The organism is Psychrobacter sp. VH5 (assembly GCF_050572635.1).
Lineage (GTDB): Bacteria > Pseudomonadota > Gammaproteobacteria > Pseudomonadales > Moraxellaceae > Psychrobacter > Psychrobacter celer.
The window spans coordinates 2,833,178-2,857,256 of record NZ_CP192145.1 but is presented as its reverse complement, the minus strand read 5'-3'; the positions used below and the strand labels follow the sequence as shown (position 1 = coordinate 2,857,256).

Annotated in this window: 19 protein-coding genes; 14 read left to right on the top strand and 5 right to left on the bottom strand. The window is 48.5% G+C overall.

Annotated elements, in window-relative coordinates; translation table 11 throughout:
- Window positions 1-58 precede the first annotated feature (58 nt).
- Window positions 59-1,036 (bottom strand): alpha/beta fold hydrolase, encoded by a 978-nt coding sequence (locus ACNFVB_RS11915; protein ID WP_430737633.1) that lies wholly within the window; start codon window positions 1,034-1,036, stop codon window positions 59-61.
- Window positions 1,037-1,848: 812 nt separating this feature from the next.
- Between ACNFVB_RS11915 and nfuA the strand changes: the two genes are divergently transcribed.
- Both nfuA and ACNFVB_RS11905 read left to right on the top strand, forming a co-directional pair.
- Window positions 1,849-2,532, top strand: a complete 684-nt coding sequence (gene nfuA / locus ACNFVB_RS11910; RefSeq protein WP_075102549.1) for a Fe-S biogenesis protein NfuA — start codon at window positions 1,849-1,851, stop codon at window positions 2,530-2,532.
- 299 nt (window positions 2,533-2,831) lie between these two features.
- Window positions 2,832-4,142 (top strand): O-acetylhomoserine aminocarboxypropyltransferase/cysteine synthase family protein, encoded by a 1,311-nt coding sequence (locus ACNFVB_RS11905; protein WP_430737632.1) that lies wholly within the window; start codon window positions 2,832-2,834, stop codon window positions 4,140-4,142.
- A 282-nt stretch (window positions 4,143-4,424) separates the two neighbouring features.
- Here ACNFVB_RS11905 and ACNFVB_RS11900 read toward each other — a convergent pair whose 3' ends face one another.
- Together ACNFVB_RS11900 and rsmI are read right to left on the bottom strand one after the other, a co-directional pair.
- Entirely contained in the window at window positions 4,425-5,444 is a 1,020-nt protein-coding gene (locus ACNFVB_RS11900; protein ID WP_430737631.1) for an adenosine kinase, read from the bottom strand.
- Window positions 5,445-5,502: 58 nt separating this feature from the next.
- Complete coding sequence (gene rsmI / locus ACNFVB_RS11895; RefSeq protein WP_430737630.1) at window positions 5,503-6,402, bottom strand: 16S rRNA (cytidine(1402)-2'-O)-methyltransferase; 900 nt, start codon at window positions 6,400-6,402, stop codon at window positions 5,503-5,505.
- A 177-nt stretch (window positions 6,403-6,579) separates the two neighbouring features.
- On the opposite strand from rsmI, the gene ACNFVB_RS11890 reads away from it, so the two are divergent.
- The 8 genes from ACNFVB_RS11890 to hisC all read left to right on the top strand — a co-directional run bounded on the left by ACNFVB_RS11890 (window position 6,580) and on the right by hisC (window position 15,339).
- Window positions 6,580-7,065 carry a YraN family protein gene (locus tag ACNFVB_RS11890; protein ID WP_105244206.1) on the top strand — a complete coding sequence of 162 codons (486 nt, stop codon included), beginning with the start codon at window positions 6,580-6,582 and terminating at the stop codon, window positions 7,063-7,065.
- A 264-nt stretch (window positions 7,066-7,329) separates the two neighbouring features.
- Window positions 7,330-8,190, top strand: coding sequence for a BON domain-containing protein (locus ACNFVB_RS11885; protein WP_430737629.1), 861 nt, complete (start codon window positions 7,330-7,332; stop codon window positions 8,188-8,190).
- Window positions 8,191-8,588: 398 nt separating this feature from the next.
- Window positions 8,589-9,602: an alpha/beta hydrolase gene (locus tag ACNFVB_RS11880; protein ID WP_430737628.1), complete on the top strand. Its 1,014-nt coding sequence runs from the start codon at window positions 8,589-8,591 to the stop codon at window positions 9,600-9,602.
- A 157-nt stretch (window positions 9,603-9,759) separates the two neighbouring features.
- A complete protein-coding gene (locus ACNFVB_RS11875) occupies window positions 9,760-10,011 on the top strand; it encodes a BolA family protein (RefSeq protein WP_100749029.1) in 252 nt (83 codons plus the stop codon).
- Between the two features lie 154 nt (window positions 10,012-10,165).
- The gene (gene murA, locus ACNFVB_RS11870; RefSeq protein WP_105244203.1) at window positions 10,166-11,443 is read left to right on the top strand and encodes a UDP-N-acetylglucosamine 1-carboxyvinyltransferase; all 1,278 of its coding nucleotides are present in this window, start codon (window positions 10,166-10,168) and stop codon (window positions 11,441-11,443) included.
- Between the two features lie 198 nt (window positions 11,444-11,641).
- Complete coding sequence (gene hisG, locus ACNFVB_RS11865; RefSeq protein WP_075102594.1) at window positions 11,642-12,334, top strand: ATP phosphoribosyltransferase; 693 nt, start codon at window positions 11,642-11,644, stop codon at window positions 12,332-12,334.
- A gap of 456 nt (window positions 12,335-12,790) precedes the next feature.
- Window positions 12,791-14,086, top strand: coding sequence for a histidinol dehydrogenase (gene hisD / locus ACNFVB_RS11860; RefSeq protein ID WP_430737627.1), 1,296 nt, complete (start codon window positions 12,791-12,793; stop codon window positions 14,084-14,086).
- 110 nt (window positions 14,087-14,196) lie between these two features.
- Window positions 14,197-15,339, top strand: a complete 1,143-nt coding sequence (hisC, locus tag ACNFVB_RS11855; RefSeq protein WP_430737626.1) for a histidinol-phosphate transaminase — start codon at window positions 14,197-14,199, stop codon at window positions 15,337-15,339.
- A gap of 64 nt (window positions 15,340-15,403) precedes the next feature.
- Here the strand turns inward: hisC and ACNFVB_RS11850 are convergent, their stop codons facing one another.
- Together ACNFVB_RS11850 and ACNFVB_RS11845 are read right to left on the bottom strand one after the other, a co-directional pair.
- Window positions 15,404-17,047, bottom strand: coding sequence for an anthranilate synthase component I family protein (locus ACNFVB_RS11850; protein WP_430737625.1), 1,644 nt, complete (start codon window positions 17,045-17,047; stop codon window positions 15,404-15,406).
- Window positions 17,048-17,050: 3 nt separating this feature from the next.
- Window positions 17,051-18,286 (bottom strand): beta-ketoacyl synthase N-terminal-like domain-containing protein, encoded by a 1,236-nt coding sequence (locus ACNFVB_RS11845; protein ID WP_430737624.1) that lies wholly within the window; start codon window positions 18,284-18,286, stop codon window positions 17,051-17,053.
- 497 nt (window positions 18,287-18,783) lie between these two features.
- Here ACNFVB_RS11845 and ACNFVB_RS11840 point away from each other — a divergent pair, with 497 nt between their 5' ends.
- The 4 genes from ACNFVB_RS11840 (at window position 18,784) to fusA (ending at window position 23,974) form a co-directional block, all read left to right on the top strand.
- A complete protein-coding gene (locus ACNFVB_RS11840; protein ID WP_430737623.1) occupies window positions 18,784-19,974 on the top strand; it encodes an EcsC family protein in 1,191 nt (396 codons plus the stop codon).
- A gap of 476 nt (window positions 19,975-20,450) precedes the next feature.
- Window positions 20,451-20,825: a 30S ribosomal protein S12 gene (rpsL, locus tag ACNFVB_RS11835; RefSeq protein ID WP_201573638.1), complete on the top strand. Its 375-nt coding sequence runs from the start codon at window positions 20,451-20,453 to the stop codon at window positions 20,823-20,825.
- Between the two features lie 206 nt (window positions 20,826-21,031).
- A complete protein-coding gene (rpsG, locus tag ACNFVB_RS11830) occupies window positions 21,032-21,505 on the top strand; it encodes a 30S ribosomal protein S7 (RefSeq protein WP_105244196.1) in 474 nt (157 codons plus the stop codon).
- Between the two features lie 342 nt (window positions 21,506-21,847).
- Complete coding sequence (gene fusA / locus ACNFVB_RS11825; protein ID WP_288998208.1) at window positions 21,848-23,974, top strand: elongation factor G; 2,127 nt, start codon at window positions 21,848-21,850, stop codon at window positions 23,972-23,974.
- Window positions 23,975-24,079 lie beyond the last annotated feature (105 nt).

Genomic DNA, 24,079 nt, shown 5'->3' with positions numbered 1-24,079 from the left:
GAGCGAGCAGACGCTAACGCCTTTACGGTGGTGATCATCTGGCGCTATAACGATCAAGTCATCTGGCGTGCTGTTCGATCCAAGCGGCGACTGTTGGCCAAATCTCTGTCGCTGCATGACGGCTAATCATAATGCGGCTATGGGTATAATCGTCTAAATCACCATAGCTGCGCGCATACTCTCGAAAGATATTGGTAGCGTTATTATTAGTAGAGGTGGGGGCAGAAGAAGGGCTGCTATTAGTAGCGCGGTTAAGGGCATCAAAAAACCGCCGACAGCCAGCGGTTGGGGAGATGAAGTTATCACCCTTGGCACTGATGGCATAGATAGGCATCGTAACCATCGGCATGTGCTGTCGATAATCAAAAGGGGCATTGTCGGCAAACTGTTTGCGGCTGCTATTAAAGTTTTGTTGCAAGTTCCAATCAAACCACTGGTTCATGGTGTGATAGCTTTCGTTGATCGGCCCCAGTTTGAGCTTTTTGGCAGGGATATAACCGACCGCTTTTGTCACAAGCTTGGCGGCAAGTATCTTGGCGTAGCTGATAGGGCTGGCGGCCGCCCCAAACGCTTGACAGGCAAACATAGTGGCGCTGTTGATTTTATCGATATAATCTGGATATTGAATCAAAAACATCGTCAGGCCCAAGCCGCCGCCGCTATGGGTGACGCAGTGTAGATTATTGAGTTGTAATTCATCAAAAAAGTAGCGAAAAGTCGCCTCATAATCATAGGTTGCGACGGTCTCAAAATCAAACGCTTCTTTAGGCGCTGGGCTGTCGCCATGGCCGCGCCACTCCATGATGTAGCACTGATGGCCCAGACCGGCCAGATACTCGGCGATTTTTAGACAGGTTTGTTTGTCTGAAAAGGTGCCATGGGTCAAAAATATATTTTGTGCCTTGACGCTTGTGTCAGGGGCGCAAGGTGCGCCAGCCGTTGCGTCCGCGTGTTGTTTGATACTGTTTGCTACCCGCCAAACGGCTATTTGCTCGCCGTCCTTGGTCGTCACGATATGCCGCGTCCGTGTCATCATAAAGCGCTCTTTTACCCTCAGTTTTTATCACAATATCCCTATAACTGCCGCTTAGTTATACCATAATTGATGAGTCTTTGATGGCCGTTTTGTGACCAACCTAGCCAAATGAGTATATGAATGAAGCAAATTGAGCGATAAATAGGGCGTGTTGAACATTCGACCATGGCACTGACAGCGACTATTTTTTAGGCGATTCGATGTTAAAAATAATAAGTTTAGTCATTCTAAGTGCTTATTTTTAACGATGAAGCGGCAAAAAAGAGTCCTGTCCCTGCGGGCTGATGCTAAAATTGCCCCATACTGCGTTACAAATCTCGCTAAGGCATCTGCATTATCGTCGCTTTGTGCCTTGTCTGGAACAATTTTAGCGATCAGCAGTGCCTATTTGCGAATGTTCAACACGCCCTAATAAAGGCATCAGAAATAAGGCGCTAGGAATTAGAGCATCAAGAATTAGAGCATCAGAGGCCAAAGCGTCAAGCGTTGAGAAACAACCTCGGAGGTGCTGCTTGATAAATATGAGAGTCGTCTTTATATAAAGGAGAGCATATCAACGATTAGATACAGGGCAAGGCTGTCTGCAAGCGGTGTTAATTCACAGTGGGGCAGTCGGAATTGTCGCCTGAATACGCTATAATAATGAGTATAAGTGCCACAAAGCCTTGGTCGGCGTGAGCAACCCGTGACAGACACGCCCATCAGATGATAAATCGGTGCAGTTGGTACCCCCTTATCGTTACACACTCTACATTCACGACACAGTAGCCACGACAGGTATCGCGTTTGTGTCATAACACATAGGAAACATTATGAGTGAGCACAATCAAGCTGCTAATCAGTTGGATCAGTCAGCAGACTATGAGTCAGCGCTAGATACTGAGCAAGCGGACGTAAAAAGTAACATCACTATCACAGAGTCGGCGCAAGGTTATTTGGCCGATTTGTTGGCTAAGCAAGACACCGACGGTATCGGTGTCCGTATTTTTGTTGAGCATCCAGGTACGCCGCGCGCCGAGTGCTGCATGGCGTACAATCAGCCAGGCGAAGAAGACAGCGCGGATTTGGTGCTCACGTATGACGATTTTTCGGCGTTTATTGAGGCGGCTTCAGTGCCGTACTTAGAAGATGCGGTGATTGATTATAATAAAGACCGTTTTGGTGGGCAGCTCACCTTCCGTGCGCCAAACTCAAAAGTACCAAAGGTCGGTGCTGATGCCAGTGTCGAAGAGCGTATCAACTATATCTTGCAATCAGAGATTAACCCAGGCTTGGCCGCGCACGGCGGTATGGTGGACTTGCTAGAGCTGATCGACGAAGAAGGCGTTGGTCTGACAGCCGTGCTCAAGTTCGGTGGTGGCTGTCAGGGCTGCTCAGCGGTGGATATGACCTTACGCCAAGGTGTCGAAGTCCAGCTTAAGCAGCAGATTCCTGAGCTGACGCAAGTGGTTGACGAAACCGACCACAGCCGTACTGAAAATGCGTATTATAAATAATCGGCGCGGCAAAGTTGCTCAAATCATTCAGCTTAGACAACGCTACTTAAATCTTAAATAAAGTTACTTAAACAAAGCTACTTAGATCAAATAGTATGGTTGCTTATGAGTTTTTGTCATTAAGAGATGAATGATTTGCTATTCTTTTCATAAAGAAGTTGAGTTATGATTAACTCAGCTTTTTTTATGCCTATCGTTTTTGTAGATGGCGTTTAGCGACAGCGGCGTAAAGATAACGATTTGACATTTTTTATCATGATATCCTTATTGAATCATAAATACCTACACAGGAGCACAGTATGAGTGACGGACAACCAGACCAGCAAAACCAAAATACACCGCGTCTTGAAACCTTGGCCATCCATGCCGGATACCAAGTTGAGCCAACGACCAAAGCGGTCGCCGTACCTATTTATCACACCAGCTCATACGCGTTTGACAACACCCAGCACGGTGCTGACTTGTTTGATCTCAAGGTCGCAGGCAATATCTATACCCGTATCATGAACCCAACCAATGCGGTACTAGAAGAGCGGGTGGCTGCATTAGAAGGCGGTATCGGAGCGCTGGCGGTGGCGTCAGGTATGGCGGCCATCACGTATACCATTCAGACGATTTGTGAAGCGGGTGATAATATCGTTGCGGTATCGACGCTATATGGCGGTACTTATAATTTGTTTGCCCATGCGCTACCGCGTCAAGGCATTGAAGTACGTTTTTTTGACCACAAAGAGCCAGAAGCAATTCGCGATCTTATCGATGATAAGACCAAAATGGTGTTTGCTGAGAGTATCGGCAATCCGCTGGGCAATATCGTAGATATCCAAGCGCTAAGTGATATCGCTCACGAGTATGGCGTGCCTGTGGTAATCGATAGTACGGTGGCGACGCCTGCGCTCTGCCGCCCGTTTGAGTTTGGCGCGGATATTGTCATTCATTCATTGACCAAGTACATGAGCGGTACGGGCACCTCGATCGGCGGCGCGATTGTCGATAGTGGCACGTTCCCTTGGGGCGACTATCCTGAGCGTTTCCCGCTGCTCAATACCCCAGATGAGAGCTATCACGGTGTCAACTTTGTCAAAGACGTCGGCGCTGCGGCGTTTATCGCTCGTGCCCGTGTGGCACCGCTACGCAACACTGGGGCAGCAATCAGCCCATTAAATGCCTTTGGTATTTTGCAAGGTATGGAGACGCTCAGCCTACGTATGGAGCGCCATGTACAAAATGCCCAGGCCGTCGCTGAGTATCTGCGCGACCATGACAAAGTCGCTTGGGTTAAGTACGCAGGTCTATCGGACCACCCTGAGCACGAGCTGGCCAAAAAATACATGAAAGGCACGCCTTCTGCTATTTTAACCTTTGGGGTAAAAGGCGGGCTGGAGGCTGGCGCCCGCTTTATCGATGCGCTGCAGATGATCACGCGCTTGGTCAATATCGGTGATGCCAAATCGTTGGCGTGTCACCCAGCGACTACCACCCATCGCCAGCTCAATGAGCAAGAGCTTGCCAACGCTGGGGTCAGTGCTGACATGGTGCGTCTCTCTATCGGTATCGAGCATATCGACGACATCAAAGCCGATCTGGCACAAGCATTGGCTGCGGCTTAATATCGTCATACTGGTCATATCCGTACGCTATTTATACGTCACAAAAAAGCCCATATCGATAAGATATGGGCTTTTATTTGGCACGAAATATCGCTTAGACTAGGGCGTGTCCTTATTTTAAAAATGGTGATAAAAATGAGATAAATCGCAGGCAAACAAGGAAAATAGCGCAGGTAATATCAAGATATTGGCCAGCTATTTGACACCGTTTGCCAAAGATTTAGCCATTTTTAGCCCATTTAGTCATAAACGCTTGAATTAGGGACACGCCCTATATGCTTATTAAGCGGATAATACGCGCTGCGCAATCTCTTTATAGTCTTGGGAGGCAAGGCGCGGGCCAAATTGCTGAATGACTTGGGCGGCGACAGCGCTTGCCAGACGACCACACTCAGGCAGGCTATAGTGTTGCGATAGCGCATATAAAAAAGCGCCCGCGTAGTTATCACCTGCGCCATTGGTGTCGATGACATTGGCCACCGCTGGCGTGGCGACTTCATAAATCTCCAGCTCTGAGTGGTCATCTGACTTATGAGCGATGATTGCGCCATTCGCGCCATCGGTGACGACTGCGGTCTGGCAATACTCAAGGAGCGCGCGGGCGGCGGCTTTGATTTGTTTTTTGTCAGTAAATAGCTTGGCCTCTTCGCTATTACAGAATATCACTGCAACTTTATTGCCGAGCATATTGAGTAGGCCGTCTTTGGCAAACTTCACCACCGCAGGGTCGGCGAAGCTCACCGCGATTTTGGCGTTATGAAGACCTGCTTGCTGGCGCAGTTTGGTCATCGCAGGTTGGATGCTCTCAGTCATCGCCAGATAGCCTTCTAGATATAGCCAGTCGGCTTGCGTCAGCGCGTCAAAGTCGACATTTTCTGCTGTGATGTCGCTTGAGGTTCCAAGATAGGTTTGCATGGTACGCTCGCCATCTTCGGTCACCGCTACCACACAAGAGCCTGTGACGCCGCCTGTATGTACGGATTTTTTTGAAGTAGCGACGCCTGCAGTGTGCAAGTCTTTTAGGTAAAACTCACCTTGAGCATCATCACCGACGCGGCAAGCATAAAACGGCTTGCCACCGAGGCTGGCAAAGGTGTACATGGTATTGGCCGCTGAGCCGCCACCAGCTTGTTTTGAGGGTGCGATTTCTGCCAGTTTGAAATACGCCAGTAGCTGCTGCTGCTCCTCGATAGCCGCCAGCGTCATATTGCCTTTGGTCAGATCCGTCTCTTCTAGGGCAGCATCGGACAGTAGGTACTCGTGGTCCACCAGGGCGTTGCCTATCGCCATTACATCGTACATTTGCTCTCTCCTCACTCAATGATTAATTTGTTGGTATAGTATTTTTTATAACCACAAGCTATTTCGCTTGTAGCTCAAGCAGGCGCTGATAGAGCGCGTTTTTTTTCAAGCCAGTGATATCAGCGGCCAAGGCGGCGGCTTTTTTGACCGATAAATCCTCCAGTAGGCGTTGTAGTAACGCATCGTGCACACTGATGTCGTCGGCGTCTTGTGTGATATGATCACCTGCGACTACCAAGACGATTTCGCCGCGCTGCTGATTGTCATCGGCTTTGACAAACTCAATCAAGTTGCCAAGCGTGCTTTTGTGCACAGTCTCAAAGGTTTTGGTCAGCTCACGGCAAAACGCCACTTCACGATCAGCGCCAAATATCGCCGCCATGTCCGCTAAGCTTGCCAGAATGCGGTGCGGCGCTTCATAAAATATCAAGGTTTCGGTGCGTGTCGTTAAGGCGGTCAGTTGTTTTTGGCGACCGTGAGTTTTGGCAGGCAAAAACCCAATAAAGCTAAAGCGATCTGATGGCAGCCCTGCGACCGATAACGCGCCAATGGCAGCCGATGCACCCACCACAGGTGATACTCTCACGCCAGCGGCATGCGCCGCTTGTACCAACTGATAGCCTGGGTCACTGACCAGTGGTGTGCCAGCATCACTGATCAAAGCGACGGAATGGCCTTGCTGGATCATCTCGATAATCTTTGGCGTTTGGATGGCGCTGTTGTGCTCATGATAGGCCCATAGCTTATTATGCGCTTTGGGCGCGTCAGCCTCGCTACTGTTGTCTTTGGTATGGATACCAAAGTGCGATAGCAGTTTGCCGGAGGTGCGGGTGTCTTCACAGGCAATGATGGCCACTTGTTTTAAGACATCGATGGCATGCGGCGTCATGTCGCTCAGATTACCAATCGGCGTGGCAACGATATATAAACAAGCTGGCATCGCGGTAGGGATGGACATGAAAACCTCTGTTATAAAAGTCGGGCATACAATATAGCGCCACGCTCTATCTTGGCGTTTGGTGTGTGGTCTTTAACACAACATCATAATCATAATAAAGACCGTAACAACCCCATGAATGCAGGCCATGGTGACAGACCAAATATATAGACAAGGCGCAAAAGTGGTTAGTTTATCATGTTGTGCTATGATAATTCTGAAATGTTCAGCAGGTATCTTGCTCTTATGACCCATCACAAACCCTTACGCCTTAGCTCGCCCAAGCAGCGTCAAGGCAGCTTGTTTGAGCAGCGCGCTTGTGCGTTTTTGCAGGCGCAAGGCTTGACGCTGATTGCACAAAACTGGCAACAACCCAAAATCGGCGAGCTTGACTTGGTCATGCTAGAGACGGGCGCGGCATGGTCGACCCTAGTGTTTGTCGAAGTGCGTCAACGGCGCCAATCAGGGTTTGGCGATGCGCTGCTGAGCGTCACCAAATCCAAGCAAAACAAACTCATCAAGGCGGCGCGCTATTTTTTGCAGCAGCACCCTGAGTATAGAGATTTTGATTGCCGGTTTGATGTCATTGCTTATGATACCGCAGGCAAGCACAAACTCGCAGAAGCCCACATGTCTGAGTCGCCGCAGTGGCTGATAGGCGCGTTTATGGCAAATGCTTGGTAAGGCGGGCTTGGCTTTTTTACTTATATGACTGAGCATAATTACTGAGTGCACTTGGCGCGCTTGGTGTTGATTCTTATTGTATTAATGAGTCTGAGCGTGCGCGAGCGATGCCAAGGTGCTTGTCGGTTGAGTTATCGTTACCAAAAGCCTAAGCGCTCACCCAAAAAATTGAGTAAAGTAGCTCAATAAAAAAGCGATGGCATGCCTTGCTCATCAATCATCGCCAATATCTTACTTATTTCATCAGGCTCTAAGAGGTAAATCATGACACGGATGCACTTGCGCACTGCTATGTTTGGCTCATCATACCGCATGACGATAGGTGCTGTGCTGCTGGCAAGCGTCATTAGTACGGGTTGTACCACCAATTATCTGACCAACAGTACACAAGGGACTTATGGTGTGCCCATGACTGAGCGTACCATTCCGCAGCGCCTGCTGGATCGTAGCATCGAACACACTGCCAAAATCAATGTTTATGGCCTAAAAGAAGACTTGCAGCAAACCAGCCGCATGAGTATCGATAGCTTTAATAGTGAAGTACTGCTGACCGGTGAGGTGCCAAGTGCTGCGATCAAGACGGAGATAGAAAACGTCGTCAGCTCCATGCCAGACGTGCGACGTGTCTATAATGAGCTGACCGTCAGTGCCTCAAAGGGCTATAGCTCGACTGTCCATGATGGTTATATCACCTCAAAAATGCTGGCAAAAGTCGCGACAAGTAACGGCGTCAAAGCCTCCCAAATCAAGGTGGTGAGCAACAACGGCGTGGTCTATGTCATGGGACGTGTGACACCGACGCAGCAAAGCCACTTAATCGATATCGCCAACGACACCGTAGGAGTGACCGAGCTTGTGCTATTGACGACCGTTGTCGACGATAGAGGGGTAAAGATTAGTGAAGACGATATTATGTATGAGGACAATCTGGCCAATCCGGTGTTAGCGCCAGTTGTGCAGCGCTCGGCTGCCGCGCGCGTTGCTGATGAGCCGGGTAGTGCAGTCGCACCCAGCCCAGCCCGAGCCACCACGCCTATAGTGGTGACTGAAGAGGGTTCGCCTATCGACTCCTCTGCTAGTGAGGCTTCTGTTAGTGAGAATATCGATATTTATCAAAACCCGTAAATATAGTCGATACACTCTAAAAATGTCATAGCGCTACTGGGATGCTATTTTTAAACGTAGGTTGCGCAGCCTCTGGGAACGCAGCACGCAAGTAAAATTTATACCAGTAGCGCGTTTAAAGCCATAACAGTTTTACATTCAGCTAACTATACCTCATTTCATCATGAGCCAGTGCCTCGATTGTATTCGGCGCTGATATAGCCGCCGCTGATGACAAGAAGCCTAAACACGAGTAACAGCAAAAACACGAGAAATCTTTTGGCAGCCAGTAAACTGATTACTCTGTAAATGAATGGCTAGATGAGTGACTATATGGATGGCTATAAATAATCCGCGGTAAGCGACTGATGGTACGTGGCGAGCGATAAATAATTGGTGATAAATAAAGGATACTGGCGATGAAGGATATCAAAACACGCAAGCGGCATCATGACCATGATGATGGCCACAAGCGCCAACACAGTCACAAGATGAATACAAAAAGCGCTGATACTCAAGCGGCAAGTAAGAGGGTGCTAAAAGTGACGGGCGCGGCGTTGTTGGCAATTGGCGGCGCGGTGCTGGCAAGCCAAAGCGCGCAGGCATTATCACCCTTGACTCTCGTCAATGGAATTACCTCAGGCGGCGGTGTTGGGGTCAGCAAAGACATCTTGTACGGCGATCAGCCCTTACAGGATTTAGATATTTATTACCCCAAGCCGTTGACCCGTGCCATGACGGCACAAAGCGCGATCAGTGATCGTTATCCGATGGTGGTGTTTGTCCATGGCGGCTCATGGGAGAGCGGGAGCAAAGAGCAATACGCCTTTGTCGGCCAGAGTTTGGCGCAGGCAGGCTATGTCACAGCGGTGATCAATTACCGTAAGGCGCCTGAGCATGTCTATCCCGCTTATGTCAAAGACACTGCGCAGGCGATCGCTTGGAGCCTAAACAACGCGGCCAGCTTGTATGCTGACCCTGCTCGTGTGGCGGTGATTGGGCACTCGGCTGGAGCGTTCAACGCCGTGGCAGCGGTCGCCAACGAGGAGTTTTTGGCCCCTTATCATATCAAGCCAAGCGCTGTAGGGACGGTCGTCGGCATCGCGGGGCCATATAGTTATGACTTTCGTAAGTTTGATAGCGCATCGGCCTTTGCCGCCGCTGCCACGCCAGATGAGGTGATGCCCGATCGTCATATCAAAGGAAAGCAGCCGCCTTATTTATTATTGACGGCCGAAAAAGACGACATCGTCCACGACAGCAATACCATCAAGATGACGCAAGCACTAAAAGCAGCTGGCGTTTCTGTCAAAAACGGTGAAATAGCAGGTGCCAGCCATGCGACCAGTATTGGGGCGATGGCACCGCCGCTACGCTGGGTCAATGACGTACGCGCGCAAGTGCTTAGCCACCTAGATGACGCCCTTAAATAACGATAAAGGGTGAAAGGCATTGTGGGCACGACTGATTGGTCGCTACTGCATCATAAAGCATGGTAAAGCAAGACAATACTGTAAGATAGCCAAACTCTTGTTATAATGTCTTCACTTTATATTTATACCCTATTTTATATTTAAGGCAGAGAGATTTATGAGCATGAACGCTGACGACTTGATTGCATTTTTACAGACTCATTTTCCAGACGCTTTTATTCAAGCGGCCAATCAAGGCAATAAGTTTGATGTGCGCGTGGTCGATGCCAGCTTTGAAGGCAAACGCAGCGTTCAGCGTCAGCAAGCGGTATATGCGCTGGTTAATGACAAGATTGCCAGCGGAGATATTCATGCGCTCAATATTCAAGCATTGACGCCCGCTGAGTGGGACGCTCAATCAAAAGGCTAAACGTCACTCTTTATGATGAGACGTTATGCTTAAGCCTGTTAATTAGACGCCTCAAGCCTGCTGCTTCATTTATTGTCTAAATCGCGGGTTTTGGTGGTTTGGTTTTTATTTTTTATATTCATCTTTTTATACTCATCGCTAGGTTGCCACTTTTATGGATCAATTTTTAATCACGGGTAGTAGTCGTATTGCAGGGGAAGTTACGATTTCAGGCGCCAAAAATGCCGCGCTGCCGTTACTTGCGGCCATGATATTGGCTGAGACCCCAACGACATTACATAATGTGCCATCGCTACAAGATGTGCGTACCCTGATTGCATTGATCGGTGGTATGGGCATCCACATTCAAAAACAAGGTGATACGGTCACGTGCGATACCAAAACCATCGATAATTTTTATGCGCCCTATGATCTGGTCAAGACCATGCGCGCATCGATTTTGGTATTGGGGCCGTTGCTGGCACGTTTTGGCGAAGCAGAAGTCTCATTGCCAGGTGGCTGCGCGATTGGCTCGCGCCCTGTCGATCAGCATCTCAAAGCCTTTGAAGCCATGGGCGCTACTATTAGCGTCGAAAACGGCTATGTCAAAGCGCAAGCGCCAAAAGGCGGCAAACTAATCGGCTGTAACTTCTCGTTTGATATGATCACGGTCGGCGGCACTGAAAACGTCATCATGGCGGCTGCCCTTGCTAAAGGTACTACAGTGCTTGGCAACTGCGCGCTGGAGCCAGAAGTGGTGGATTTGGCCAACATGCTGGTCGCGATGGGTGCCAAGATAAGCGGCATCGGTACCTCGACCATGACCATCGAAGGCGTTGAGCGTCTGCATGGTTGTGAGTATTCAGTAGTGGCGGATCGTATCGAGACAGGCTCTTATCTGGCAGGCGCGCTGATGACTCGCGGTGATGTATTGGCCAAAAACACCTCTGCGCTGTTATTGACCCCTGTGCTAGAGAAGTTTGAAGATATGGGCGCGGTGATTACCACAGGTGATGACTGGATTCGCGCGCAAATGACGGGTCGACCAAGACCTGTCAATATTCGCACTCAGCCGCATCCTGGTTTTCCAACAGATATGCAGGCGCAGCTCATGGCGATTAGCTGTCTGGCCGATGGCACCAGTACCTTTATCGAAAATATCTTCGAAAACCGCTATATGCACGTGCCAGAGCTCAATCGTTTGGGCGCATCCATTCAGGTGGACGGTCATACTGCCGTAGTTACGGGCGTCGAAAACTTTACCGCCGCGCCCGTGATGGCGACCGATTTACGCGCATCGATGTCCTTGGTGATGGCCGCGGCGACCGCCGAAGGTGAGAGCTTGATCGATCGTATTTACCATATCGATCGCGGCTATGAAAACGTAGAAAGCAAACTGCGTGCGCTCGGCGTCAATATCGAACGTATCAATAGCAACAACAGCAACGACTAGGCGGCAGTTTTTTGCTGGTTTTTGTCAGCAACTACATAAAACCATGCCTTAAGTCAGTCAGACACTGAACGACTCAGTAAGCCCTTATGCGTCAAGCACTTCAATGATTGGCGCATGAAGGTTTACCCCATCGCTTAGCAATGATAAATTCACGCCCCGCTATCGGGGATGCCAACTGTACATGGACACGATGTCATTATGACCGAAGCAAGCACCCGCCAATCAAATGATGGTTTATTAAACCAAGTCAATGAGGAATTTTCAGGCTTAACGCTGGCCTTATCTAAAGGCCGTATTTTAGAAGAGACCATGCCTTTGCTGCGCGCAGCGGGCGTTGAGTTGTTAGAAGACCCTGAAGCCTCGCGTAAGCTTATTTTTCCAACCTCAAACCCCAATGTACGCGTCTTAATCTTGCGTGCCAGTGATGTACCGACCTATGTCGAGCATGGCGCTGCGGATTTTGGTGTGGCGGGTAAAGATGTACTGCTTGAGCACGGTGCCAACCATGTGTATGAGCTGCTGGATTTGCAGATTGCCCAGTGCAAATTGATGACCGCAGGCGTAAAAGACGCGCCATTGCCCAATCGTCGTCTGCGTATCGCCACCAAGTACGTCAATGTGGCTCGGGCGTATTTTGCCAGCCAAGGCCAGCAGGTCGATGTGATCAAACTATACGGCTCGATGGAGCTGGCACCGCTGGTCGGACTCGGAGACCTTATCGTTGATGTGGTTGATACAGGGAACACCTTGCGTGCCAACGGCCTTGAAGCCCGTGACCATATCTGCGATGTATCGTCACGCCTTATTGTCAATCAAGTCAGTTACAAGCGTAAGTTTGCCTTGCTTGAGCCAATTTTGGACAGCTTTAAAGACAGCATTGCGAGTGCTTAACAGCTCAGTGCTTGATGCATTGGTGTGTCACTCATCCATACTTGCAAAGACAATGTGCTTCATTGGTAATATTAAGTACAGTGATGCAAATTTTTAAACCAGTTTGGCGCTCTATGATAAGCATAGCGTGCTAAACTGGTTTTATTGTATGGGTTTGTCAAAACATAAAAGCCCAGTATAATCTAAACCGGACTCTAGGGCGTGTCCTCAATTCAATCGATAGCCATCTAAATGGGCTAAAAATGGTTAAATCTGGCCAAACGGTGTCAAATAGCTGACTAATATCTCAATATTATCTGCGCTATTTTCCTTGTTTGACGGCGATTTATCTCATTTTTATCGCCATTTTTAAAATGAGGACACGCCCTAGCCACAGATACGTATCACAGTATCAGACTCGCTTGTTTTTACTCGTTAATGTTCCGTAGCATACATGCTCAGATATAGGATTAGCTCATGCGCCAGTTAAGTACCCAAGATGCCGATTTTGATAGCCAGTTGACCGAGTTGCTTGCTTTTGAGACGGTCAATGATGCCGATTTGTTAACGACTGTTGATGATATCATCGCGCAAGTGCGTCATCAGGGTGATAGCGTGGTACTGGCATTGACTCAGCAATTTGACCAGCATCCAGCGACTACCATGCAAGAGCTAGAGCTATCTAAGGAAGCACTTGCTGAGGCCTTTGAGCAATTAGACGATACGGTGAAAACCGCCATAAGCACGGCAGCTGCGCGCATACAGAGCTTCCATGAGCGCCAAGTCCAAGACAGTTGGCAGTATGAAGATGCGCTGGGCAACCGTTTGGGGCAAAAAATCACCCCGCTGGATCGTGTCGGCATCTATGTGCCAGGTGGTCTGGCCTCGTATCCCTCATCGGTTCTGATGAATGCCATCCCAGCCAAAGTCGCTGGCGTGAGTGACGTTATCATGGTCGTGCCAGCACCTAATGGTGTGCTCAATCCATTGGTGCTGGCCGCGGCACACTTGGCACAAGTGGACCGAGTCTTTACCATCGGCGGCGCCCAAGCGGTTGCTGCGTTGGCATATGGTACCGAGACGATACCAGCCGTGGACAAAATCACCGGCCCTGGTAATAAATACGTCGCTGCGGCCAAGCGCGCGGTATTTGGTCAAGTGGGCATCGATATGATTGCTGGCCCCTCTGAGGTGCTGGTATACGCAGAAGGGCAGGCGCAAGATCGCGCAGACTGGTTGGCGATGGATTTGTTGTCACAAGCAGAGCACGACCGTATCGCCCAAGCTATCTTTGTAACGACCAGTCGCGAGCAGCTCGACGCGGTGGCAGCTGAAATCGAAAAAGCCTTGAGCGAGCTACCAAAAGCGGATATCGCGCGCGACTCATTACAAAACCGCGGCGCGCTGATTTTGGTCAAAGACCGTGCTGAGGGCATGGCAGTGATCAACCGCGTGGCGCCTGAGCATTTAGAGCTGTCGGTCGATGAGCCTGATGCTTTGCTCGCTAATATTCGTCATGCTGGGGCGATTTTTATGGGACGTCACACCCCTGAGGCCATCGGTGATTACTGTGCAGGCCCCAACCATGTACTACCGACATCGGGGACGGCGCGTTTTTCTTCACCGCTTGGTGTTTATGATTTTCAAAAAAAATCCTCTATCATCTATTGTAGCGAAGCGGGCAGTAAGCCTTTGGCCGAAACGGCAGATATTTTAGCGCAGCGTGAGGACTTAGAAGCCCACGCGCGCTCAGCTCGTTATCGTTATCAATAATTGGCGTGTCAGAGTGGCGTATGTTTTTACGCCAACGAGCAAGCGTTAGTTTTTTTAAATATTAGGTCTGTAAACTTTGATAGTCTTTGTGGCTAATAGTAGGATAACTTATGAATGAGTTAAAGATAGATACCAGACTTTGGTCATCCAAAGCACGTAACTTGTCACCTTATGTACCAGGTGAGCAGCCGCAACACGACAATTTATGTAAATTAAACACCAACGAAAACCCGTTTCCACCCTCACCTAAAGTCGGTGAGGCCATTGCTCAGGTCTTAGCGCAGCAGGCGGATGATTTGCGCTTATATCCAGCGCCTGAGTCTGATGAGTTGCGCGCCGCTTTGGCTCAGCTATATGACCTTGATGCCAATCAAGTGTTTGTCGGTAATGGTTCAGATGAAGTGTTAGCGCTGGTATTTGCCAGTTTTTTCTTAAAAGAGCGCCCTGTGCTCTCGCCTGACATTGGCTATAGTTTTTATCCAGTGTATGCCCATACTTTTGGTATAGAGCTGGTGCAAATTGCGCTAGAAGACGATTTTAGTATCGATCCGGATGCTTATCGTCAGCCTTGTAGTGGCATCATTATCGCCAACCCCAATGCGCCGACAGGACTGCTATTATCGCTTGCGGATATTCGTAAATTGGCAAGCGAGCATTCAAACTCGGTGATTGTGATTGATGAGGCGTATATCGACTTTGCGCAAGTAGAAGAGGGTAGTTTGGAGACTGAGGTTTCAGCTGTGAGTCTTATCAACGAGTGTGATAATATTTTGGTCACCCAAACGTTTTCCAAATCGCGCTCACTGGCAGGTTTGCGCGTTGGGATGGCCTTTGGTAATGCCTCATTAATTGAAGCCTTAACACGCATGAAAAACAGCTTTAACAGCTATCCGCTCGATAAATTGGCGCAAGCTGGGGCGACGGCGAGTGTGTTAGATGTAGAGTATTTTGAGCAAACGCGTCAGCAAGTGATTGATTTACGTGAGTCGTTGACGGCAGGCTTACACGCATTGGACTATGAGGTGTTGCCTTCGCATACCAACTTTGTGTTTGCGCGTCCTAAAGAGGGTAATGCCAGCGAGGTCGCCGCCGCCCTACGTGAGCAAGGCATCATCGTGCGTCATTTTGATAAGCCGCGCATCAATGAGTATCTACGTATCACGGTCGGTACCGCCGAGCAGCACCAAAGATTGATAGCGGCGCTGACGGTATTGCATGCAGATAGCAATACGATAGATAGCGCTGCTGAGTAGGTAGCGTCAACTCATGTCAGTATCATAACGCCTGTCAGTATCATACTGTGCAGGCTTTTTTATGTCAGGGTTTTCTCGCCAGCACGTCCAATAGATTGCCCACTTTATCCAGACACTCTTGATACTCAGCATCGCAGTCAGAGGCCACCGTGATACCGCCGCCCGCCCATAAATTGACCTGCGTGTCTTGCTGCGGCGCATGGCGCGCTTGTAGCGTGCGGATCAGTACATTCCACTGTCCACTGCCATCAAAATTCATATAGCCCATGGTACCGCAGTATGCGCCGCGCGGTGCTTGTTCCAACTCAGAGATGATTTCGACAGCGCGTTTTTTGGGCGTGCCGGTGATAGAGCCTGCTGGCAAGCTGCCAAACAATACCGTAAGCGGATGGGTGTCGTCTTTTAGCTCGGCGCGAATGGTGCTGACCATATGATGGACATTGCTAAAGCTCTCGATAGCAAACAGCTTGGGCACTTTGACGCTACCGATTTTGGCATACTTGCCCAAGTCGTTACGCAATAAGTCGACGATCATGACGTTTTCGGCGCGATCTTTTTCACTATCGATCAGCTGCTGCTTAGAGGCATTATCTTGTGTGGGATTGGTGCTGCGTGGCATGGTGCCTTTGATGGGTTTGGTGATGATATGATGTTTGCCGCTATTAGGTTCTTTGGTAAAGGTAAAAAACAGCTCAGGCGAGCAGCTTAATAGCTCAAATTGAGCGTTAACGCTATGCGGGTCACGAGCATCGAGGCTATTGTCGCTATTATCAAACCTATCGTCATCATGCGGCTGGGTTTGTAAGTACCCTGCAAAGGGCGCTTGGGTGTTTTGATGGAGCGCTGGCAAATAATCGATCAGACTCGTGGTCTGAGTAGATTTACTCTCGCTCGACAGCTGTCCTGTCCATTTTTGGGTCAGGTTGATCTGATAGCAGTCGCCTTGCTCTAGGTAGTATTGGGTTTTATCAAAAGCGGCTTGATAGTCATGTTGGTGCCAGCGCGGCTGTAGGTATAATGGCGCAGGCGTTTTTGCAATGCTATTAGTTGCTTTAGATAGCTGTTGCTCTAGTGAGTCTAAGCAGGATATCAGCGAGTCAAGCGTTGGGTCCGTCTCATCTGCTACTGTATATAGCCCTATAGTACGCAGTGCCCAGCCATGACCGCTATCGCAGGGCGTCAGATATATGTCGTAATGCCCCAATACCGCACAGGGCTGCGCCGCCAGCTCGATAGCACCCGCTGGGCTCAGCTCGTGAGCTGCGATGTCATAGCCGATAAATCCTATCAGCCCGTGGTGATAGTTCGGTGGCGCGCTAGGATCTGCTTGGCTATTTATGTCGGTCTGATGGGCTTGACCATAGGCAATGAGCACCTCTTGCCATGCTTCATAGCTCATGGAGCGGTAAGTGGCCGCATGCTTGTCGCCACGGCGGCGGCCAACGATAGTATAAGCGGCAGGCTGTCTGGGTTCGGGCGTGGTCGCATAGACAGACCAAGCCATTTTAGGCAGCAAGCCAATCACTGGCCGTCCAGCATTGTTTAGCCAAACCAGTTGCCAGTTGGCCTGAGCGTCTTGCTTGAGTAAGTGGCGCTGCAGCTTTGGCAACAGCTCAGCCGCACCCAGCGCACCAAAACGCCAGCTAGGGTGAGTAGCTGGCGATGGGGTAGGGTTTATGTGATTGGTAGAATGAGTGTTTACAGGCATTATTTAGGCGTCAAACTTTTTGATGATTAGTGTGGCATTGGTACCGCCAAAGCCAAAGCTGTTGCTCATGATGGTCTCAAGTGATGCATCACGCTTGTCAGTAACGATATCAAAGCCTTTAGCAGCAGGGTCTAGCGCTTTGACATTGATGCTTGGGGCGATAAAGCCTTCTTGTAGCATAAGTAGGCAATAAATCAGCTCTTGCGCGCCGACAGCGCCGAGACTATGACCAGTCATCGACTTGGTAGAGCTGATCGCAGGTACTTTGCTGATATCACCATCAAACACCTGCGCGATGGCTTTGAGCTCGGTGATATCGCCCAGTGGCGTACTGGTGCCGTGGGTATTGATATAGTCGACGCTCTCTAGCCCCGCGTCTGCCAAGGCTTGTTGCATACAGCGCACTGCGCCTTCGCCGCTAGGGGCGACCATCTCAGCGCCATCAGAGCTGGCACCGTAGCCAACGATTTCTGCTAAGATATTGGCGCCGCGTGCCTCGGCATGTTCTAGGCTTTCGACCACCACCATCGCGCCACCTGCCGCGATGACAAAGCCGTCACGGTCTTTGTCATAAGCTCTAGAGGCAAGGGTTGGTGTGTCATTATATTGAGTACTGACCGCGCCCATGGCATCAAACATACAAGACTGGGTCCAGTGCTCAGCCTCACTACCACCAGCGAGTACCACATCGGCTTTGCCAAGTTGAATCAGCTCGGCGGCATGGCCAATACAATGTGTCGAGGTGGCACAAGCTGAGCTAAGAGAGTAAGACACCCCTTGGATTTTAAGTCCTGTGGCCAGTGCGGCCGATACCGAGCTGCCCATGGTTTTTGGTACCGCCATCGCGCCGACGCCGCGCAGACCTTTGGCGCGCATCGCATCGATGGCACTGACGATGTTTTCTGTCGATGCACCGCCCGAGCTTGCTACCACCCCAACTCGCGGGTTGCTATTGATGGTCTCGAGTGACAAGCCTGCATGCTCGATGGCGCTCAATGCACTGACATAAGCATAAAGGCTGGCGTCACTAAAAAAACGTTTTAGTTTACGGTCGATGCCACTGGTATCTAGCGTCGACTGATCAATACTGCCGCTGACCTGCGATTTAAAGTCGTGCTCAGCATAAGACTCGTTAAATGTGATGCCAGACTGTCCTTGTTTGAGTGCAGCAGTGACAGTGGCCAAATCATGTCCGATACAAGAGACAATCCCTGCTCCAGTGATAACAACGCGGCGCATATTCTATTCCTTCTGAGTAATAATTTTTTAATTGCTGTCCCTATATTTTACTTATAGGCCGTCTAGGGCGGGTTTTTATTAAAACTCATCTTTGAGATGAGCAGGCTCTAGATAATGGTGCTGATAATAATAGTAAGTAAGTGATACGATAAGCTTGAGAGTATAGCACTTGAGGGCAGCGCATATGATACCGTATCAGTGCCCCAAAATCTTTGTACAAGTGCAAAATAATCACAAAACTGCCTCAAGCACCAAATAGCGCTACAGCTATCAGCAAAAGCGGCCAACAGTACACTTATTAAACCCTTAAACCCATGCTCATCTGTCATCATAAGAGACAAAAACAGTTATAAACACGTTATACTTTTAGATACAAAACTGGTGACGGCAATAACATTGTTGGCACTGACAGACAGACAGATAATTGACTAAGATGACACATCTTCAAATACTATTTATCATATATGACGATTTATCATAATATTAAGGACAACCAGATGGCAAAGCGTAGCACTCTCTCGAAGGGCGTCAGCAGTATCGGCGCATTTACCCGCAATAATTTAGAGCGTATGGGCGCTGTGATTGATGGCATGAATGCCAAAACCAGCAAGCCGCGTCAATACAAAGCCGTAAATTTAGGGGACAACGACTATCAGCAAGACCTGTTTCGTGAGCAGACGTTAAAGGCCACTCAGCAGTTGCTTGGCCCACGTTTTGCTACTTATGGTAAATACGCCAAAAGAGTGGTGCCCAATAGCTTGTTTCAATCGACCCTTGATGGCGCATTTGCGCAAGTGGCCAAGCTCGCTTTTAACTGGAGTCAGATTGATTTGCCTCATGAGCATCGCTTTGCCAATATCGAGAGCTTAGATGACGAGCAGCGTTATGCCTTAGCGACAGATATCGCCAACCAAAACCGCGCACTTGCGACCATGGGCGGTCTGACAGGCTTGGCAGGATTGCCAGGACTGCTTGCCGACACTTTATGGTTGCTATTGGTTTCTCTACGTACCGTTTATCAGCTGGCGGCTGTATACAACAAACCGCTGACCGGCACGCAAGGCATCAAGATGGCTTATGAGCTGCTTGCCAATGCCGACCTGAGTAAAATGCAAGAAAAACAAGCGCTGCTGGCGGGTATAGGCATTGGTAAAGGGCTGCTAGACAATGCACAAAACAACGGCTTGCATAATGAGCTAAAAAACCTCGGCTTAAAAAATAAAAACGTCAATTTTTATGCCGAGCAAGTAGACCGCGTCGCCAGTCAAGTGGGTATTGATTTAGACCAGGTTAACTTGTCATGGGTGCGCCGCTTACTGCCCGCTACCGCTGTCGTTATCGGTATGCGTTACAACAGCCAGCTGATTGATGAGGTCATAGGCGTGGCGCAAGCAACCTTTGCCCCAGAAGCCAAATTGGCAAACCGTGCTATCACTGATGACAGCAGTAGTGAAGTTAAGGTCGATAAAGCCGGCGATAATGCGCAAAAAACAGATGAGCAGGCTGAGCAAACAGACGCAAAAAACACAGACACAGCAAAAGAGTCAGCGAAGAAGGACGCTGAAAATAAAGATACTAAAAGCAAAGAGCATAAAGACACAGTAGATAAAAACGCAAAAAATAGCGACAAGACAGACAGGACAAAGGCTGATAAAAAGTCTGCAGAGCAATCGTCCGCTGATAAATAGGCGCAGCAGCCATATATTACTTAGGGGCGCATTAGAGAGATAACAGGCGGGCCTTGGCCTCTAAGCGGGTTCTAAGCGAGGTTTAAGCCTAGCGCGGAGGCTTCACACACACTTGAAAAACGCGCCGATGTCGCCATTTATTTATACAAGCTTTATTTGCTTGCCTGCTTTGTCTATTTTTTGCTCATTTACTGGTTTGCATACGACTATGTTGTGTTAGGCGCTTAGCCAACACTTTAGCGGTTCTCGCTGCATGATAGTTAACGAAAAATAGATAAAATGTTATAGTAAGTAGCTGCATGCATATCTACCACAGATTGTAAAGTGAAACCATTCATAAGTGGTTGAAATAGCAGCAACAACTCTTTATAATACACTGTCCTAAAAATGGGTGCGTCAAAATCTGGTATTTATGTCAGATAGTTGGCGTGTTTCCCCATTTTTTTGTTTTATACCAAACGGGAGAAGGATGCCTTATGGCAACAACTAACCAATTGATTCGTAAAGGCCGCAAGTCCATCAAGGAAAAGTCAAAAGTTCCTGCGTTGGAAGCGTGCCCACAGCGCCGCGGTGTATGTACTCGCGTATATACTACCACGCCAAAAAAACCAAACTCTGCCATGCGTAAAGTATGTCGTGTACGTTTGACTTCAGGCTATGAAGTATCAAGCTACATCGGCGGTGAAGGTCATAACCTACAAGAGCACAGTGTTGTTCTTATCCGTGGTGGTCGTGTAAAAGATCTACCAGGTGTACGTTATCACACCGTTCGCGGTGCACTTGACTGCGCAGGCGTTAAAGACCGTAAGCAAGGTCGCTCTAAGTACGGTGCTAAGAAGCCTAAAGCTTAATAACTAAACGTTATTTGCTTAGCTTTTAGTACTACCCAATAACTGTGCATGGGTTCGGTGTCGATGGTAATTAGATCGATAAGATGTAACTTACCCTTAAACATACCACCATGCAGTAAGGCTAACTGACAACTCATCACTATGCTCTATGATGACAAGTATGATGTTGTGAATGTTGGACACTCCTGAAGACAAGGAAATTTATTATGCCAAGACGTCGCGTCGTTGCTGCCCGTGAGATCCTACCGGATCCTAAGTTTGGTAGCCAAACTGTTGCAAAATTCATCAACCATGTAATGAGTCATGGTAAAAAATCTACTGCTGAGCGTATCGTTTATGGTGCACTTGAGACAGTTAGTGCAAAACGTAATATCGAAGATCCAGTAGCTTTCTTTGAAGAAGTCTTAGAAAACGTACGCCCAATGGTCGAAGTAAAAGCTCGCCGTGTGGGTGGTGCTACCTATCAAGTACCAATGGAAGTACGTCCCTCCCGTCGTACTGCCTTGGCAATGCGTTGGTTAGCCGAAGCTGCTGCTAAGCGTTCTGAAAAATCAATGTCTTTACGTTTGGCAGGCGAATTGAATGACGCTGCTGACGGTAAAGGCGCTGCTATGAAAAAGCGTGACGAAGTTCACCGCATGGCGGATGCTAACAAAGCATTCTCGCATTACCGTTTCTAAGCTGCTTTTTAATAGTAGCTTGAGACTAATGGCTCATGCTCATTAGTCCTACATTGTTGTTTATTCTACTGATTGCCGCCATCATCGTTCCGTCATATATAAATGTTATTTATTAATGACTGAGGTGGCGGACATCTATCAAGATGTTTCTCTGAGAAATACAGTTTTTGCTAGAGAACATCCCGAATTTGATGCCACACTATTCTTAGTATTTGCTCTTTTGTTGTCCGTATTAGGCTCAATAATCAGTAAGTAATATCACGAAGCTCACCGCTTTGTCATAGAGTATTAGGCAGAGACACAACACATTATTATATACACGAATTTCCCTAGGAAAACACTATGGCTCGTAAAACTCCCCTAAAGCGCTATCGCAATATTGGTATCTCAGCGCACATCGATGCTGGTAAGACGACCACTACTGAGCGTGTTTTATTCTATACCGGTGTTAGCCACAAACTTGGCGAAGTACATGATGGCGCAGCCACTATGGACTGGATGGAGCAAGAACAAGAGCGTGGTATCACTATTACCTCAGCAGCAACAACTTGTTTTTGGTCAGGTATGGCTAAACAGTTTGACGAACACCGTATCAACATCATCGATACCCCAGGTCACGTTGACTTCACGATTGAAGTTGAGCGTTCTATGCGTGTTCTTGATGGCGCTTGCATGGTTTACTGTGCAGTAGGCGGCGTTCAGCCACAGTCTGAGACCGTATGGCGTCAGGCAAACAAATACAAAGTACCACGTCTTGCGTTTGTTAACAAAATGGACCGTGTTGGTGCTGATTTTTATCGCGTCATCGATCAAATCAAAACGCGTCTAGGCGGCAAGCCAGTACCATTGGTTATCCCAATCGGGAAAGAAGATGACTTTGAAGGCGTTATCGATCTAGTCACCATGAAAGCTATTTATTGGGACGAAGCATCTCAAGGTATGCAGTATGAAGAGCGTGAGATTCCAGCTGAGCTACAAGACAAAGCAGAAGAATACCGTGAGTATCTCGTAGAAAACGCTGCTGAAGCTTCAGAAGAATTGATGAATGAGTATCTTGAAAATGGTGAATTGACTGAAGAGCAAATCCACAGCGCACTTCGTCAGTTGACTATCGACAACGAAATCATCCCAATGCTTTGTGGTACTGCCTTTAAAAACAAAGGTGTACAAAAGATGCTAGATGCGGTTATTCAGTATCTACCTGCACCAATCGACGTACCAGCAATCAGTGGTATCTTGAACGATAAAGATGAAACTGAAGCGACTCGTGAAGCTTCTGATGATGCACCGTTCTCAGCACTAGCATTCAAAATCATGAATGACAAGTTCGTTGGTAACCTAACCTTCGTTCGTGTCTACTCAGGTGTGGTTAAGCAAGGCGCTAGCGTTTATAACCCAGTAAAAATGAAGCGTGAGCGTGTTGGCCGTATCGTACAGATGATGGCAGACTCTCAACAAGAGCTAGAAGAAATCCGTACAGGTGATATCGCCGCATTGGTAGGTATGAAAGACGTAACCACGGGTGATACGCTTTGTGACGAAAACAACGTTATCACGCTAGAGCGTATGGAATTCCCAGATCCAGTTATCTCTCTAGCAGTTGAGCCAAAGACCAAAGCTGACCAAGAAAAAATGTCAATTGCTCTAGGTCGTTTGGCCAAAGAAGATCCATCATTCCGCGTTCGCACAGACGAAGAGTCTGGTCAGACCATCATCAGTGGTATGGGTGAGCTACATCTTGAGATCTTGGTTGACCGTATGAAGCGTGAGTTTAACGTAGAAGCAAACATCGGTGCGCCGCAGGTTGCTTATCGTGAGACCATTCGTACCTCAGTTGAACAAGAAGGCAAGTTTGTACGTCAGACTGGTGGTCGTGGTAAATTCGGTCACGTTTGGCTACGTCTTGAGCCGCTTGATCCAGCAGGTGATGTTGAGTACGAATTCGCTGAAGAAGTTGTTGGTGGTGTGGTACCAAAAGAGTATCACGGTGCGGTCGACAAAGGTATCCAAGAACGTATGCAAAACGGCGTACTTGCAGGCTACCCAGTGGTTGGCGTAAAAGCGACCTTGTACGATGGTTCTTACCATGACGTCGACTCGGATGAGCTATCATTTAAAATGGCTGGTTCAATCGCGTTCCGTAAAGGCTTCTTGGCAGCAGACCCAGCACTACTTGAGCCTGTGATGAAAGTAGAAGTTGAAACACCAGAAGAATATATGGGCGATATCATGGGCGATCTAAACCGCCGCCGCGGTATGGTCCAAGGCATGGAAGACTTGCCTGGTGGTACCAAGCAAATTCGTGCTGAAGTACCATTAGCAGAAATGTTTGGTTATGCCACACAAATGCGCTCAATGTCACAGGGCCGTGCAACTTACTCAATGGAATTCCAGAAGTATGCTGAGATTCCAAAATCAGTTGCAGAATCTATCATCTCTAAGTACAACTCTAAAGATGATGACGAGTAAATAACGCTCATAAAATGACAATATAAAGCATATCTTTATATTGTCAGCGAAGAATCCGCCAATAACTTGTTAAAAGACTTGTTATTGGCCGTGATTTTCTTATAA

Bases quoted from the DNA above. Each gene is read 5' to 3' on its own strand.
- ACNFVB_RS11915 (WP_430737633.1), bottom strand. From the start codon at position 1,036: ATGATGACACGGACGCGGCATATCGTGACGACCAAGGACGGCGAGCAA.
- nfuA (WP_075102549.1), top strand. From the start codon at position 1,849: ATGAGTGAGCACAATCAAGCTGCTAATCAGTTGGATCAGTCAGCAGAC.
- ACNFVB_RS11905 (WP_430737632.1), top strand. From the start codon at position 2,832: ATGAGTGACGGACAACCAGACCAGCAAAACCAAAATACACCGCGTCTT.
- ACNFVB_RS11900 (WP_430737631.1), bottom strand. From the start codon at position 5,444: ATGTACGATGTAATGGCGATAGGCAACGCCCTGGTGGACCACGAGTAC.
- rsmI (WP_430737630.1), bottom strand. From the start codon at position 6,402: ATGTCCATCCCTACCGCGATGCCAGCTTGTTTATATATCGTTGCCACG.
- ACNFVB_RS11890 (WP_105244206.1), top strand. From the start codon at position 6,580: ATGTTGTGCTATGATAATTCTGAAATGTTCAGCAGGTATCTTGCTCTT.
- ACNFVB_RS11885 (WP_430737629.1), top strand. From the start codon at position 7,330: ATGACACGGATGCACTTGCGCACTGCTATGTTTGGCTCATCATACCGC.
- ACNFVB_RS11880 (WP_430737628.1), top strand. From the start codon at position 8,589: ATGAAGGATATCAAAACACGCAAGCGGCATCATGACCATGATGATGGC.
- ACNFVB_RS11875 (WP_100749029.1), top strand. From the start codon at position 9,760: ATGAGCATGAACGCTGACGACTTGATTGCATTTTTACAGACTCATTTT.
- murA (WP_105244203.1), top strand. From the start codon at position 10,166: ATGGATCAATTTTTAATCACGGGTAGTAGTCGTATTGCAGGGGAAGTT.
- hisG (WP_075102594.1), top strand. From the start codon at position 11,642: ATGACCGAAGCAAGCACCCGCCAATCAAATGATGGTTTATTAAACCAA.
- hisD (WP_430737627.1), top strand. From the start codon at position 12,791: ATGCGCCAGTTAAGTACCCAAGATGCCGATTTTGATAGCCAGTTGACC.
- hisC (WP_430737626.1), top strand. From the start codon at position 14,197: ATGAATGAGTTAAAGATAGATACCAGACTTTGGTCATCCAAAGCACGT.
- ACNFVB_RS11850 (WP_430737625.1), bottom strand. From the start codon at position 17,047: ATGCCTGTAAACACTCATTCTACCAATCACATAAACCCTACCCCATCG.
- ACNFVB_RS11845 (WP_430737624.1), bottom strand. From the start codon at position 18,286: ATGCGCCGCGTTGTTATCACTGGAGCAGGGATTGTCTCTTGTATCGGA.
- ACNFVB_RS11840 (WP_430737623.1), top strand. From the start codon at position 18,784: ATGGCAAAGCGTAGCACTCTCTCGAAGGGCGTCAGCAGTATCGGCGCA.
- rpsL (WP_201573638.1), top strand. From the start codon at position 20,451: ATGGCAACAACTAACCAATTGATTCGTAAAGGCCGCAAGTCCATCAAG.
- rpsG (WP_105244196.1), top strand. From the start codon at position 21,032: ATGCCAAGACGTCGCGTCGTTGCTGCCCGTGAGATCCTACCGGATCCT.
- fusA (WP_288998208.1), top strand. From the start codon at position 21,848: ATGGCTCGTAAAACTCCCCTAAAGCGCTATCGCAATATTGGTATCTCA.